This window comes from Rhizobium indicum (assembly GCF_005862305.2).
Lineage (GTDB): Bacteria > Pseudomonadota > Alphaproteobacteria > Rhizobiales > Rhizobiaceae > Rhizobium > Rhizobium indicum.
Genome location: NZ_CP054021.1, coordinates 1,086,576 through 1,099,629 on the forward strand (window position 1 = coordinate 1,086,576; position 13,054 = coordinate 1,099,629).

The window sequence follows — 13,054 nt, forward strand, 5'->3', positions numbered from 1 at the left end:
CGACGCCGGCCGACTTTTGTTGTTCAGAAACCCGGCGTGGGAACCAGGGCCGAGGCCACAGCATTGCCCCAGAGACGGTTTTTCGCTAACCAGCAAAAATGAAAACGCAAGGAGACCGGCAGCCATGAGCCTGTTCAACACGGTTCGCAACACGATCGTCCCCGTGCACAAGGAGGGTTATCCCTTCGTTGCCGCCTTCTTCGTCGCGTCGCTGGTCTTGGGCTGGATCTTCGAGCCGCTCTTCTGGATCGGCATGATCTTCACGCTCTGGTGCGCCTATTTCTTCCGTGATCCGGAGCGCGTGACCCCGCAGGACGACGACCTGGTGATCTCTCCCGCCGATGGCAAGGTGTCGGCGATCCAGATGGTGACGCCGCCGGCCGAGCTCAACCTCGGCCCCGAGCCGATGCTGCGCATCTCCGTCTTCATGAACGTCTTCAATTGCCATGTGAACCGGGCGCCGATGCGCGGGCGCATCGTCAGCATCAACTACCGCTCCGGCAGCTTCGTCAACGCCGAGCTCGACAAGGCGAGCGAAGACAATGAGCGCAACGGGCTGGTGATCGAAACCGGCCACGGCCAGATCGGCGTCGTGCAGATCGCCGGCCTCGTCGCACGGCGCATCCTCTGCTGGGCAAACCCCAACGAGCCGCTGGATGCCGGCGAGCGTTTCGGGCTGATCCGTTTCGGCTCGCGGCTCGACGTGTTCCTGCCCGCCGGTGCCGCGCCCCGCGTCTCGCTCGGCCAAACGGCGGTTGCGGGAGAAACCGTCATCGCCGAATTCGCCTCCGCCAAGGGTCCCATTATCAGCCGTCGCAGCTAGAGCGGTTCAGCTTTTCACGGAAGTGCAGAAGCGCTACGCACTGTTGCTGGAATTGCCTTAGGAACGATTGGAACGCGATATGGAAACGCCTTTTCCGCCTTTCGAGCCCAATGGGCCGGATGATTCCGCCCGCGGCCCGCGTCTGCGCGAAATCCCGCTCCGGCTCGTCTTTCCGAACCTCATCACTATTCTGGCGATCTGCGCCGGGCTGACCGGCATCCGGCTGGCTTTCGAGAATCGTTATGAGCTCGCCGTCTCCATGGTGCTGCTCGCCGCCTTCCTCGACGGCATCGACGGGCGCGTGGCGCGGTTGATGAAGGCGACCTCGAAGTTCGGCGCGCAGATGGATTCGCTTGCCGACATCGTCAATTTCGGCGTCGCACCCGCCCTCGTCGTCTATGTCTTCGCGCTCGACCAGGCGCGTTCGCTCGGCTGGATCGCTGCCCTGATCTATGCGATCGCCGCCGGGCTTCGCCTTGCCCGCTTCAATGTCATGGCCGAACGCGAGAACAAGGCAAGCTGGCAATCGGAATATTTCGTCGGCGTGCCGGCGCCGGCCGGCGCCATGCTGGTGCTGCTGCCGGTCTATCTCGGCTTCCTCGGGCTGGCGACGGACCGCACCTTCGCCTATCTCTCGTCGATCTACACCGTGCTCATCGCCTTCCTGCTGATCAGCCGGCTGCCGGTCTGGTCGGGCAAATCGGAAGGCAACCGCTTGCGGCGCGATCTCGTGCTGCCGATGATGCTCGGCGTCGTGCTCTACGTGGCTCTGCTGATGAGCTACACCTGGGAAGTGATGGTCTTCACCGTTGGCGCCTACCTCATATCGCTTCCCTTCGGCGCGCGGAAATGGCGGCGGAAATACGGGACGCTGACGATCGAGGAACCCGGCATCGGCGACGACGATATCGGTCGGCACATCTGATCTCACGAGCATTTCCGGATTTCTTCGAATGACGGAAATGCTTCTCTCCCTTCGTTCTGACGGATCCCCGGGAAAAGCATGCGCTTTATCCGGGTGAAAACCGTTGCGCGCTTTTCCCAAAAAACCGCTTTCGGACTTTTATTGGAACTGCTCTCTTCAGTAAGTATTAACCAACGTAGGCTTCAGTTAAGCCTCGCGAATTATGGTGGGCGTTTACAAATCCTGATAAGCTACGCCCCCGTTTTGTCGCTATTCGTGACGAAACATCAAACTAGAAAATACCCAGGGAAGAACCACGCAAGGAGAGTATCGTGACTTCGAAGAAGAGCAGTACCGGCGAACAGCAGGCGGCCAAGCCAGACCTCGCCGCCAACTATCGCCCCGTCGGCCTGAAGGCTGTTGCCGCAGCATCGCTGATGGCGAAGCATAAGCCGACCAGCGTCAAAAAATCCGCTTGAGGCGGAAGGCTTCAAATCGGAATCATGCGTGCTTTCGGGTTACATGCGTTAGGCACCGCTGACGAAGTCAATGACGAGGCGATCGCCGGAAGTCTTCCGACCACGCTCTGGCGACATAAGCACAACCCGAAAAACCTGATGGGACGAAGCGACGTATAGCCGCCGCCTATGTGAGACGTCGGCGCCGATCGGTCGCCGACTGGCCTGCAGATGCGACCGATCCCGTTTCAGAAGAAGCTGAGCTGGTGGCCGTCGTCAGACTTTTGCTTGTCGGGCGCCTTCAGCGGTTTTTCGATGGCGACCGGCTCCTGCAGATCGGGACCCATATTGGCGACCTTGTTGACCTTGTCGGAGACAGGGACGGCCTCGAAGAAATCGTCCTGAACGGGCTGCATCAGGTCGGCCACCTCACGCGGTTCCTGCGTCTTGCAATCGAGCCAGCGCGTGAAATCCTCAGGTCTGATGACGACCGGCATGCGATCGTGGATCGCTGATATGGCTGAATTGGCCGATGTCGTCAGGATCGCGCCGGTATCGACCTCGGAGCCGTCGGCCGAGGACCATGTCTCCATCAGCCCGGCAAAGGCGATGACCCCGCCCTGGCGCGGTCTGATCCAGTAGGCCTGCGGCCGCTCGCCGCTTTCCTTTGGCGGGCGATGCCATTCATAGAAACCGGAGGCCGGAATGAGCACGCGGCGATGACGCATGGCGGCGCGGAAAGAGGCCTTGCCGATCGCGGTTTCGGAGCGCGCGTTGATCAGCAGCGGGAAATCTCTCGGATCCTTGACCCAGCCCGGCGTAAGGCCCCAGCGCACGAGCACGGCGCGCCGGTCGGCCAAATTGCTGCCCTGCTCCCTGCCCTCGCCTGACATGACGACGAGGATCGGCTGCGTCGGCGCGATGTTGTAGCGCGCCGGAAAATCGTCGAGATCGAGACCGGAGAAGAATTCGCGCAGGTCGGCGCTGGAGCTTGTCAGGGCGAAACGTCCACACATCGGCTTGTCTTTGCACCCCGCTTGCGCCCGGTCAAGGCGCCTCAGCCTCTCGGTGCGAAGAGGATGAGGCTGGCGCCTACAAGGCAGATCAGCGCGCCGCCGATATCGTAACGATCAGGCACGCGAGCTTCGACCAGCCATAGCCAGAGCAGCGAGGCGAGGATATAAATGCCGCCATAGGCCGCGAAAGTACGGCCGGCAGCCTCGCTCGGCACCAGCGTCAGAAGCCAGGCGAAAAGCGCCAGAGAGACCATGCCCGGTGCCAGCCACCAGACGGACTTTTCGAGCTTCAGCCATGCCCAGAAGGCAAAGCAGCCAGCGATCTCGAAGAGGGCAGCAAACGCAAAGATGATGTAGGTCACGGAAGCACCTTTCGAATCCCCGTCGCACTATTCCTCCGATAAGATGGGCCATCACAGCAAGAGCAGCCTCCGATGATCTCCACCGCCAAACCCGGCTCCGCCGCCATTCTCGAACGCGACGGACGATTCCTCCTCGTGTTGCGGCGCAATCCGCCCTCCGCAGACATGTATGCCTTTCCCGGCGGACGGGCCGAGCCCGGCGAAACGCCGGAGCAAACGGCATTGCGCGAACTCCATGAAGAGACCGGCATTTCGGCACGTAATCCGCGGCTGTTTTCGACCTACGACCTGAAGACGCATGCGGCCGACGGCAGCGTCAAGAGCCATGTCCTGCTGTCGGTCTTTTGCGTCGATGCGGATCGGGATGCCGTGGCGGAAGCCGCCGACGATGCGGCAGCCCTCGGCTGGTACACGGTGGAGGAAATCCGGCAATTGCCCGTACCGCAGAGCGTGCTCGAATGCGCGGAGCGGCTGGCGGGCGGCGAATAGACGTGGAAACTTTGAAGCACGCCTTGTTGCCGTCATGCTGAGCGTATCAACTGTGAGCATGATTCCCGTTCGACGCGTTTTTCTGTCCCTGCTCGTGCTCGCCGGCCCCACGATGGCGCAGGGCAAGAATACACCGCCTCCACAGGAGGAGGAGATTGCACCGCCGATCGTGAGCGTGCCCTATGACGACAAGCTGGCGCGGTTCGCCGAGGTGCTGGGTTCGGTGCATTATCTGAGAACGCTCTGCAAGGCGGCGGGTGGCGACGAGTGGCGAAACGGCATGCAGCAGCTGCTCGATTCGGAGACCGGCAACGAGCCGCAGCGCAAGGAAAAGCTGACAGCAGCCTTCAATCGCGGCTATCGCGCTTTCGCCTCGGTCTATACGGATTGCACCCCGGCGGCCATCGTGGCAGAAGAGCGCTACCGTAACGAAGGTGCAACACTTGCCACAGAAATTACCTCGCGCTTTGGAAATTGACGTTTAATTAACCTGTTTTCGCAAGCGGACGTGTCGTTTTGGGAAAAGGCTGTTAGTGTTGTTAACTGTGCAGTAAGACATGAGAAGTTCTGAGGAAAAGACAATGGAAGCAAGCCTCAACGACATCGACGACATGATCGTCCACGAAAAGATGCAGGCAGCTCTGGAGTACCAGAACGAGGCTTGGGCCGACGGCATGGCCGACGGGATCGAGCCTGAAATCATCGCTGATGCCGCCATTGCACATGCGCTGCGCGAGACGATCAGATTGCATGGGGAAAAGAGCGCCGAAGCCCTGCTGGATTCGCTGCGTGAACGCATGCTTGCCGGTGAATTCTCCGCGAACCGCACCCTGCAATAATTGTTATCAGAGAGTTTGATGCACACCGGTAAAGAGAAAGTTTCGCGAATTCCGCTCGCGCCGGTGCTGCTTGCTTTCAGCCTCGCCGCCGGCAATGTTTTCCTTGCGCCGGCAGCCTACGCGCTTTCCGAACTGCACAAGATTCCCGGCCAGGCGGCCAACGACACGCCGGCCGCACAGGGGAATGCTCAAGGACAGAGCCAGCCGCAGGGCGGAGCCACTCCCGGCGTTCCCATGGCCGATCCGCTGGTCAACAGCCAGAACAATCAGGGCGTCGACAAGACGCCGGGCGCCCAGGATAATTCCAAGCCCGTCGAGGTAATCTACGATATCAGCAAGGTGCCAGAGCCAGTTCGCAAGATGCGCGAGCAGATCGTCGAGGCGGCCGCCTCCGGCGATCTCGAGCGGCTGCGGCCGCTGATGGGCACTGGTGCCGACCAGACGCAGGTGACTGTGGGCGAACCGACCGACGATCCGATCGGCACGCTGAAGGATCTGTCGGGCGATCCTGATGGCGACGAGATCCTTGCCATCATGCTCGATATCGTCTCGACCGGCTTCGTGCATGTCGGCCAGGGCACAGCAGACGACATGTATGTCTGGCCCTATTTTGCCGAGAAGGACCTGAAGTCGCTGACACCGCCGGAGCGCGTCGAGCTGCTGCGCATCGTCACGGCCGGCGATCTCTCCGACATGCAGGAATTCGGCGGATATAATTTCTACCGCCTCGGCATTACGCCTCAGGGTAAATGGAAATTCTTCACAGCGGGCGATTGATGCCCGTCTTGGCTGCGCTTTTCACGTTCGCATGGCGCTTGCGATCCACCTCATGAAGACATACCTCTGAGCGATGACCAACGCGACAGGTTCCGCCATGCCAGCCGTATTCCTGAAAGACCGCTCATTGCTCTTCGTCAGCGGCGCGGAAGCCCAATCCTTCCTGCAGAACCTGATCACCACCGATATCACCGCGCTTGGGCCTGATGAGGCCCGGCCCGGGGCACTCTTGACGCCGCAAGGCAAGATCCTGTTCGACTTCATGATCTGGCAGGACGGCGACGGCTACATGATCGAAACCGATGCCGGCCAGCGCGATGGGCTGCTGAAGCGGCTGACGATGTACAAGCTGCGCGCCGCCGTCACCCTGGCGCCAAGCACCGAAGACGGCGTTACCGTTTCCTGGGACGAGGATGCCGAGGGCGCCGGGGACAGCCAGGGCGTCCGGGGCAGCCAGGGCGCCCGAGACAGCCGTTTCGCCAGGGCGGGCGTCACGCTGATCCGCCGGCCCGGCAAACATGGCGATGGTGCAGAAGCGCTCTACGACGCGCTACGCATCAGCCACGGCATCGTCACATCAGGATCTGACTTTGCCCTGCAGGACGCCTTCCCGCATGACGTACTGATGGATTTCAACGGCGGCCTCTCCTTCAGGAAAGGCTGCTATGTCGGCCAGGAGGTCGTCTCGCGCATGCAGCATCGCGGCACGGCGCGTCGGCGCGTCGTGACAGTGTCCGCCGCGACAGCCTTGCCGGAAACCGGGACGGAGATCACCGCCGGCGGCAAGCCTGTGGGAACGCTCGGTTCTGTCGACGGCGGCAGCGGCCTTGCGATCGTGCGCATCGACCGTGCCGGCGCCGCGATGGCGGCAGGCACGCCGCTGCTCGCCGGCGACACGCCTGTTTCTCTTGCCCTGCCGGCATGGTCCGGTCTCGTCTTTCCCGCCAGCGCCGACGAGGCCAGCGCGTGACAACGGCGAAAGCTCCGCGTGCCTGGCAACGCATGCTGTCTGGGCGCAGGCTCGACCTGCTCGACCCCTCGCCGCTCGATGTCGAACTGATCGACATCGCTCATGGGCTTGCGCGCGTGGCCCGCTGGAACGGCCAGACCTCCGGAGATCATGCTTTTTCGGTGGCCCAGCATAGTCTCGTCGTCGAGGATATCTTCCGCCGCTTCAACGACGCGCGGCCGCAGGAGTGCCTGATGGCGCTGCTGCACGACGCACCCGAATATGTGATCGGCGACATGATCTCGCCGTTCAAATCGGTGGTCGGCGGCGGCTACAAGACGGTGGAAAAACGGCTGGAAGCCGCCGTGCACCTGCGCTTCGGCCTGCCGCCGCATCCCTCGCGCGATCTCAAGGACCGAATCAAAAAGGCCGACACGATCGCCGCCTATTTCGAAGCGACCGTGCTTGCCGGTTTCACACCCGCCGAGGCACAGAAATTCTTTGGCCAGCCGCGCGGCATCAGCAAGGACATGCTGATGATCGAGCCCTTGCCGGCGATCGAAGCGCAGCGGCTGTTCTGCGAGCGCTTCGCGGCGATCGAGGTCGAGCGGGAGATGGTATCGTGACCTTCATCGTCGTCTCACCTCTGTCGCGCATCGCGGAAATGGCGGTGCGCCACAAGGCGCGTGACATGATCAGCCTGATCGCCAAGGAGCAGGCTTTTCACCGGCCGGGCGTGATCGCGGCCGAGCGCCATCTGACACTTGGTATGAACGATATCGTCTTCAAGGGCACAGGCGATCTCGTGGCGCCTGACGAGACGCATGTGCGCGGGATTATCGACTTTGCCGCTTCGTGGCGGCAGGAGACGCCGCTGCTCATCCATTGCTGGATGGGCGTGTCGCGATCGCCGGCCGCAGCGCTCATTGCCGCGCTGTCGCTGGCACCCGATCAGAGCGAGGAAACGCTTGCTCGCCGGCTGCGGGCCGCCTCGCCTTTCGCGACGCCGAATGCCCGGCTGATCGAGATCGGCGACGCGCTGCTCGACCGCAGCGGCAGGCTGGTAACGGCGGTGCGGGCAATCGGACGCGGCGTGGATGCCGACGGCAATGCGCCCTTCGTGCTTGCGATCCGAGACGCCGCCTGCGGTTGACGCTGCCGCCAGCCGCTCCATCTAGCCCCCGACCACGAACAACCGACAGGGCCAGATCATGGAACAACAGGCAGCCGATGTCCTCCTCGCCACGCGAACGGCACTCAGCCAGGCAAGCGCACTTGCCGTGCAATATTCCTTCTCCGTCCTCGGAGCGGTGATCCTGCTCGTTCTCGGCTGGGCGCTCGCCGGTTTTACCAGCCGTTGGGCCTATGAAGGCCTGTCGCGCGTCCATGGCATTGACGAGACGTTGGCGCGATTCTTCACCAATGTGCTGCGCTATGCGCTGCTCATCCTGGTGTTCATCACCGTGCTCGGTCAATTCGGCGTCCAGACCGCCTCGATCATCGCCACCCTCGGCGCGGCAGGCCTGGCGATCGGACTGGCGCTGCAAGGGACGCTGCAGAATATCGCCGCCGGCATCATGCTGCTGATCCTCAGGCCGTTCCGCGTCGGCGAATATATCGAGACCAGCAGCGTGGCCGGCACGGTGCGCGAAATCGGATTGTTTGCGACCGAACTCAGAACCGGCGACGGGCTCTACCGGTTGGCGCCGAATTCGACGCTCTGGAATACGCCCATTACCAATTTCAGCCGCGAGCCTACGCGGCGGGACGAGCTGAAAATCAGCGTCCCCCATGACGATGACATCGATCTGGCGATGGAGAGGCTGATGGGCCTTGCCAAAGCCGATCCCAGAGTGCTGCCGTCACCGGCACCCAGCGTCTTCATCGATAGCCTCGGTGACAGTGCGATCTCCGTAACGCTGCGCTATTGGGCAAAGACCGGCGATTGGTGGCTTGTCAGCCGTGACATGGTGAAGCGCGTGAAACTCGCCTTCGACGAGAATCCTGCCGCTGTGGCGGATGCTTCAGATGCCGCGCCGTCAAAAAAGTCCAATGGCGGGGCAACCGCCGAAAGGCCGACGCAGACGCGGCAGTAAGACATTGCAGCGCCGCGGACCTTTTAAGACCAGCGACGCTGTGCGCACTTTGAATTGCTGCATAGCTTTGTCCTTCAATCGATTCCGATTCAAGGAAGTGTGCCGTAGCTATTGGATGACGCCGCAGGAAAGTCTTTCGCCGGCATCACCAGAAGGCTGGCTGCGATAATCATCCGAATTGGCGTGCACCATCAATGCGCGGCCGCGAATACCGTCGGTCTTGCCGTCGAGCGTGACCATGCTGTCGAAGATCTGTGCCCGCAACACGCCGTCCTGCCCGACATATTGATTGGGCATGTCGCCGGCGTGCGGACCCTTGGCGGCAAGAATGCCATGCTCCGCCTTCTCAGGATTGAAATGACCGCCCGCCGATTCGTGATGGGTTGCGGCGTCGCAGCGGCCGGTCTCATGAACATGGAAGGCCACCCATTTATTCACAGGCAGTCCCGATATCTCGACTTCGATCAGGACGCCGCCAGTTGCAGCAGCCGTCAACTGTGCGCGACCGTCCTCCTTGCCGTCCTTGCCGACGAAATTGGCGACCGCCGTCTGCTTGTCCTGAGCGCCTGCCGGCAATGCAACCGCAAGCAGGCTCAAGGCGGCGATAATGCGCATGGCTTTCATGGAGATCTCCTTCCGTCCGGTTGTCCTTCTGAACGTGTCAAACCGGAAGGTGTTCCTGATCCAGGGCGAGGCGTGTCCGACAGGACGCGGTAGGGACGCTCTACGACTTTAAATTGGCGCATAATCCTTTCCGAAAATCATTCCGATTTTCCGGGTTATGCGCAGGAATATCGGACGAGAAAAGCCGGCCAAACAGCCGGCTTGCAGATCACCCGAATTGAGACGCCGGTCGTCAGGCGACAGCGTTGAAGTCGAACTGGCCGTAAGTGTTACGATAGAGATCGTCGGACTGATTGCCGGTCGCCGGCGCGGTCTGCTGCAACGGATAGGAAACCGCGATACTGCTTGCCGTGCCACTGTTGCGCGTGTCCATCATCAGCGCAATCAGGCTGCCGGAAATTTTCGGCTGCGTGTCGCTGGTCGTGTCGTCTTCCAGGAGTTCCTTGATGATGCCGGGCTTCTCATCGGCGGCACGTTCGCCGCGGCTGAGGACGCCATCGCCATTGGCATCGAGACGCGAAAGCGTCGCCAGATATGCATATGATGTGTCTGAAACGGATGTGGTGCTGGTCATACAAACCTCCATTCACCGCCTTTTGCCGGTGGTGTTTGTACGCAATACGAACGTGGAAAATCAGTGCTGACTCGGTGGTTAAACTGATTTGCGCAGTGCGTCAATAAGTTGTTAACTTCTCATTAACGATGATTGACAAAAGTTAACGGAACGCTTGAGCGCAGGCCTCCGCCAGCGTCAGGGGGACCGCTTTCCTGCGTATTTCAGGTATTTTTCACATATAAAACAAACGTCTAACGCAGCGACGTCGCTGCTGCACTGCAACCGAATATTAATCCGGCCCATACAAAATGGGCCTCACGCATCAGCAGCAGGCGTCCAGCTTATAAAAAATCAATCTCTGTATTCATTTTAGAAAGGTCTTTCATGTCCGGCGAAATGAGGCACGTTCATCAAACGAGGACGCTTTCCTCCGCTGTCGTCCCGCGAGACGCAGGCACATGAAAGCTGAAGCGCTCTTCTGGCGGCAATGCACCGAGGCCGTCACCGCCGATGGATCGATCGATGCGCAGCGCCTGATGGATCTTGTGATCGCGACCTATCGCGTCCATGAAAGCGACTATGACGAAATGGAGAGAAGCGCGGAAACGCTGCTAAGGGAAAACCACGCGCTGAGAGGCAATATTTCCGCCCTCAGCCAAGCGTTCGACGGACAGAAAAAACTCTTCGAAATCATCCTCAACAACCTGCCGCTCGGTCTCAGCGTCTTCGACTCCGACCAGCGGCTGACGCTTTCCAATATCCGCTTCCGTCAGCTCTTCGACCTGACGGACGAAGATGTCATTGCCGGCGCGACAATCGCCGATCTCACGGCCAAAATGCGCGGCACGGAGAGCGCCAGCGCCAAGCCAGGCCGGCGGACCGGGCGACGTTCCTCCGCAACCGCAAGGAGCAGTAGTCTCCGTCGGCGCGAATGGTTGATGGATGATGGCCGCATCATCCAGAGCATGGTGACTATCCTTTCCGACGGCAGCAACATTTCCATTCATGCCGATATCACCGAGGATCGAAGGGCGGCCGAGCGCATCACCTATCTCGCCCACCACGACCCATTGACCGGCCTTCCGAACCGCATCCATTTTCGCGAGCAGGTCGATGCGACGCTTACGGAACGCAAGCCGGATGAGCAGATCGCCCTCGTTCACCTCAATCTCGACCGGTTCAAATCGATCAACAATACGATGGGCGTGTCAGTCGGCGACAAGATCCTGCAGCAGGTCGCGGAGCGGGTCCGAGCCTCGGCCGGTTCGGAAAACACCCTGGCGCGCCTCGGCTCGGACGAATTCGCCATCCTGCAGACGGGCAGGCAACAGCCGTGGAACGTGACGGCGCTTGCCGAGCAGATCCGCCGTGAGCTTTCCGAACCATTCTTCCATGGCGAGAAACAGGTGGAGCTCAGCGTCTCCATGGGCATCGCAATCGCCCCTGAGGATGGCGAGGAAACCGATATCCTGTTGAAAAATGCTGGCGTGGCGCTGTCGCATGCCAAGGCGGACGGGCGCAAACGCGAGCGCTTCTTCGCCAGTGAGATGGAAGCGCAGATGCAGCTGCGCCACGCGCTGGAGGCGGACCTCAAAGCAGCCGTTGAGCACGAGGAATTCGAGCTGCATTACCAGCCGCTTTACGACCTCTCGCAGCGGCGCATCTGCGGCTTCGAAGCTTTGATCCGCTGGAACCACCCGGTTCGAGGCCGCGTTCCACCGATGGATTTCATTCCGCTTGCCGAAGAGGTCGGCCTCGTCGTCGATATCGGCCGTTGGGTTTTGCGCCGGGCCTGCAACGATGCAGCGTTATGGCCGGAGGGCATCAAGATCGCCGTCAACGTTTCGGCAATCCAGTTCAGGAGCAGCGACCTGACGCGCGATGTCAGCGAGGCGCTTGCCGCCGCCGCGCTGTCGCCGTCGCGGCTTGAACTCGAAATCACCGAGAGCGTGCTGATGGAAAATCTGAGCGAAGTTCTGCCGATCCTGCATGCGCTGAAGGAGCGCGGCATCCGCATCTCGATGGACGATTTCGGAACCGGCTATTCCTCACTGAGCTACCTCTCGAGCTTCCCTTTCGACAAGATCAAGATCGACAAATCCTTCGTCAACGACATCGTCGACAACAAGGAAGCGCATGCGATCATGCATGCGATCATCCTGCTCGGCGATGCGCTCGGCATGCGCGTCACCGTCGAGGGCGTCGAGACGGCCGCGCAGCTGGCGCTGCTCGAATGTGAGGAATGCGACGAGATCCAGGGTTATCACATCAGTCCGCCACGACCGGCGCGTGACGTGCCCCATCTTCTCTCCCTGCCGCCGAAAAACGGCGGCGTGACGCGTCTTCCTGAAGCCAAGCACTGAGATCCCTCTCGATTGCGACTCGCACGGCAAGCCGCTACAAAATCGGCTGCGATTCCTGAGATCTTCGTTGTCGCATCCTTTTACCGCCCGCATTCAATTCCGCGCCGATGCCCTATCGGTGGAAAACGATCTTCCTCATGACAGGTGGCGCTATGTTCGCGGCTGAAGCCTTCTCCCCACACGAAACGCTTGCGGCGGCGCTGATTGCGCATGCCGCCGACGGCGACGACGGCTCGCACGACCTTGCCCATATCCTGCGCGTTTTCAGGAATGCCATGCGCATCCATGCGGGAGAAGGCGGCGACGGGCGGGTTCTTGCCGCTTCCGTGCTGCTGCACGACTGCGTCGCCGTCGAGAAGAATTCGCCGCTGCGGGCAAAAGCATCGGCTTTGGCGGCGGAGAAGGCATCGGCGATCCTGGCGGAACTTGGCTGGAGCGGCGCGGATATCGAGGCCGCGGCCCACGCAATCACTGCGCATAGTTTCTCGGCCGGGGTGGCGCCGCAGACGCTGGAGGCGAAGATCCTGCAGGATGCCGACCGGCTGGACGCGATCGGCATGATCGGCGTCGCACGCTGCTTCTATATCGCCGGGCGACTGGGATCCGGGCTCTACGATCCGTTCGACCCGGCGGCGGCAGACCGCCCGCTCGATGACAAGCGTTATGCCATTGACCATTTCCAGACGAAGCTGTTCAAACTGGCGGAAGGATTCCAGACCGAGACCGGCCGCAGGCTGGCGGCCGCGCGTGACAAGAGCCTGCGCGATTTTCTCTCGGAATTCATGGACGAAATCTAGG

17 protein-coding genes are annotated in these 13,054 nt (G+C 61.1%); 13 read left to right on the top strand and 4 right to left on the bottom strand.

Annotated features, from left to right (window positions below; translation table 11 throughout):
* The first annotated feature begins 124 nt into the window (after nt 1–124).
* From FFM53_RS05345 to FFM53_RS05355, 3 genes are all read left to right on the top strand, one after another.
* Entirely contained in the window at nt 125–823 is a 699-nt protein-coding gene (locus FFM53_RS05345) for a phosphatidylserine decarboxylase (protein WP_138387649.1), read from the top strand.
* A 79-nt stretch (nt 824–902) separates the two neighbouring features.
* Nucleotides 903–1,748 carry a CDP-diacylglycerol--serine O-phosphatidyltransferase gene (pssA, locus tag FFM53_RS05350; RefSeq protein ID WP_138387650.1) on the top strand — a complete coding sequence of 282 codons (846 nt, stop codon included), beginning with the start codon at nt 903–905 and terminating at the stop codon, nt 1,746–1,748.
* Nucleotides 1,749–2,059: 311 nt separating this feature from the next.
* The gene (locus tag FFM53_RS05355) at nt 2,060–2,206 is read left to right on the top strand and encodes a hypothetical protein (RefSeq protein ID WP_003558132.1); all 147 of its coding nucleotides are present in this window, start codon (nt 2,060–2,062) and stop codon (nt 2,204–2,206) included.
* 227 nt (nt 2,207–2,433) lie between these two features.
* Here FFM53_RS05355 and FFM53_RS05360 read toward each other — a convergent pair whose 3' ends face one another.
* Nucleotides 2,434–3,201, bottom strand: coding sequence for an SOS response-associated peptidase (locus tag FFM53_RS05360; RefSeq protein ID WP_138328390.1), 768 nt, complete (start codon nt 3,199–3,201; stop codon nt 2,434–2,436).
* 41 nt (nt 3,202–3,242) lie between these two features.
* Entirely contained in the window at nt 3,243–3,563 is a 321-nt protein-coding gene (locus FFM53_RS05365) for a YnfA family protein (protein WP_138328391.1), read from the bottom strand.
* Between the two features lie 72 nt (nt 3,564–3,635).
* Between FFM53_RS05365 and FFM53_RS05370 the strand changes: the two genes are divergently transcribed.
* The 8 genes from FFM53_RS05370 (at nt 3,636) to FFM53_RS05405 (ending at nt 8,713) form a co-directional block, all read left to right on the top strand.
* Entirely contained in the window at nt 3,636–4,052 is a 417-nt protein-coding gene (locus FFM53_RS05370; RefSeq protein ID WP_138387651.1) for an NUDIX hydrolase, read from the top strand.
* A 34-nt stretch (nt 4,053–4,086) separates the two neighbouring features.
* Nucleotides 4,087–4,530 (top strand): TIGR02301 family protein, encoded by a 444-nt coding sequence (locus tag FFM53_RS05375; protein ID WP_011651218.1) that lies wholly within the window; start codon nt 4,087–4,089, stop codon nt 4,528–4,530.
* A gap of 103 nt (nt 4,531–4,633) precedes the next feature.
* Nucleotides 4,634–4,891, top strand: coding sequence for a hypothetical protein (locus FFM53_RS05380; RefSeq protein ID WP_003546972.1), 258 nt, complete (start codon nt 4,634–4,636; stop codon nt 4,889–4,891).
* 18 nt (nt 4,892–4,909) lie between these two features.
* Nucleotides 4,910–5,668 (top strand): hypothetical protein, encoded by a 759-nt coding sequence (locus FFM53_RS05385; RefSeq protein WP_138387652.1) that lies wholly within the window; start codon nt 4,910–4,912, stop codon nt 5,666–5,668.
* Between the two features lie 97 nt (nt 5,669–5,765).
* Nucleotides 5,766–6,638 (top strand): CAF17-like 4Fe-4S cluster assembly/insertion protein YgfZ, encoded by an 873-nt coding sequence (ygfZ, locus tag FFM53_RS05390; RefSeq protein WP_138387653.1) that lies wholly within the window; start codon nt 5,766–5,768, stop codon nt 6,636–6,638.
* Nucleotides 6,635–7,243, top strand: a complete 609-nt coding sequence (locus FFM53_RS05395) for an HD domain-containing protein (RefSeq protein ID WP_130667822.1) — start codon at nt 6,635–6,637, stop codon at nt 7,241–7,243. The genes ygfZ and FFM53_RS05395 overlap by 4 nt, the downstream gene beginning before the upstream one ends.
* Nucleotides 7,240–7,770 (top strand): tyrosine phosphatase family protein, encoded by a 531-nt coding sequence (locus tag FFM53_RS05400; protein ID WP_138328395.1) that lies wholly within the window; start codon nt 7,240–7,242, stop codon nt 7,768–7,770. The genes FFM53_RS05395 and FFM53_RS05400 overlap by 4 nt, the downstream gene beginning before the upstream one ends.
* 58 nt (nt 7,771–7,828) lie before the next feature.
* Complete coding sequence (locus FFM53_RS05405) at nt 7,829–8,713, top strand: mechanosensitive ion channel family protein (RefSeq protein WP_138387654.1); 885 nt, start codon at nt 7,829–7,831, stop codon at nt 8,711–8,713.
* A 108-nt stretch (nt 8,714–8,821) separates the two neighbouring features.
* Here the strand turns inward: FFM53_RS05405 and FFM53_RS05410 are convergent, their stop codons facing one another.
* Together FFM53_RS05410 and FFM53_RS05415 are read right to left on the bottom strand one after the other, a co-directional pair.
* On the bottom strand, nt 8,822–9,337 hold the full coding sequence (locus tag FFM53_RS05410; protein ID WP_029872990.1) for a superoxide dismutase family protein: 516 nt from the start codon (nt 9,335–9,337) through the stop codon (nt 8,822–8,824).
* Nucleotides 9,338–9,569: 232 nt separating this feature from the next.
* Nucleotides 9,570–9,923, bottom strand: a complete 354-nt coding sequence (locus FFM53_RS05415) for a hypothetical protein (protein WP_173883545.1) — start codon at nt 9,921–9,923, stop codon at nt 9,570–9,572.
* 428 nt (nt 9,924–10,351) lie between these two features.
* Between FFM53_RS05415 and FFM53_RS05420 the strand changes: the two genes are divergently transcribed.
* Together FFM53_RS05420 and FFM53_RS05425 are read left to right on the top strand one after the other, a co-directional pair.
* Entirely contained in the window at nt 10,352–12,256 is a 1,905-nt protein-coding gene (locus FFM53_RS05420; RefSeq protein WP_138387656.1) for a putative bifunctional diguanylate cyclase/phosphodiesterase, read from the top strand.
* A 137-nt stretch (nt 12,257–12,393) separates the two neighbouring features.
* On the top strand, nt 12,394–13,053 hold the full coding sequence (locus FFM53_RS05425) for an HD domain-containing protein (protein ID WP_011651209.1): 660 nt from the start codon (nt 12,394–12,396) through the stop codon (nt 13,051–13,053).
* Nucleotide 13,054: the final 1 nt, after the last annotated feature.

What these genes read in the sequence shown, in the direction of transcription:
- FFM53_RS05345 (WP_138387649.1), top strand. Translation starts at nt 125, where the DNA reads ATGAGCCTGTTCAACACGGTTCGCAACACGATCGTCCCCGTGCACAAG.
- pssA (WP_138387650.1), top strand. Translation starts at nt 903, where the DNA reads ATGGAAACGCCTTTTCCGCCTTTCGAGCCCAATGGGCCGGATGATTCC.
- FFM53_RS05360 (WP_138328390.1), bottom strand. Translation starts at nt 3,201, where the DNA reads ATGTGTGGACGTTTCGCCCTGACAAGCTCCAGCGCCGACCTGCGCGAA.
- FFM53_RS05370 (WP_138387651.1), top strand. Translation starts at nt 3,636, where the DNA reads ATGATCTCCACCGCCAAACCCGGCTCCGCCGCCATTCTCGAACGCGAC.
- FFM53_RS05375 (WP_011651218.1), top strand. Translation starts at nt 4,087, where the DNA reads ATGCTGAGCGTATCAACTGTGAGCATGATTCCCGTTCGACGCGTTTTT.
- FFM53_RS05380 (WP_003546972.1), top strand. Translation starts at nt 4,634, where the DNA reads ATGGAAGCAAGCCTCAACGACATCGACGACATGATCGTCCACGAAAAG.
- FFM53_RS05385 (WP_138387652.1), top strand. Translation starts at nt 4,910, where the DNA reads ATGCACACCGGTAAAGAGAAAGTTTCGCGAATTCCGCTCGCGCCGGTG.
- ygfZ (WP_138387653.1), top strand. Translation starts at nt 5,766, where the DNA reads ATGCCAGCCGTATTCCTGAAAGACCGCTCATTGCTCTTCGTCAGCGGC.
- FFM53_RS05405 (WP_138387654.1), top strand. Translation starts at nt 7,829, where the DNA reads ATGGAACAACAGGCAGCCGATGTCCTCCTCGCCACGCGAACGGCACTC.
- FFM53_RS05410 (WP_029872990.1), bottom strand. Translation starts at nt 9,337, where the DNA reads ATGAAAGCCATGCGCATTATCGCCGCCTTGAGCCTGCTTGCGGTTGCA.
- FFM53_RS05415 (WP_173883545.1), bottom strand. Translation starts at nt 9,923, where the DNA reads ATGGAGGTTTGTATGACCAGCACCACATCCGTTTCAGACACATCATAT.
- FFM53_RS05420 (WP_138387656.1), top strand. Translation starts at nt 10,352, where the DNA reads ATGAAAGCTGAAGCGCTCTTCTGGCGGCAATGCACCGAGGCCGTCACC.
- FFM53_RS05425 (WP_011651209.1), top strand. Translation starts at nt 12,394, where the DNA reads ATGACAGGTGGCGCTATGTTCGCGGCTGAAGCCTTCTCCCCACACGAA.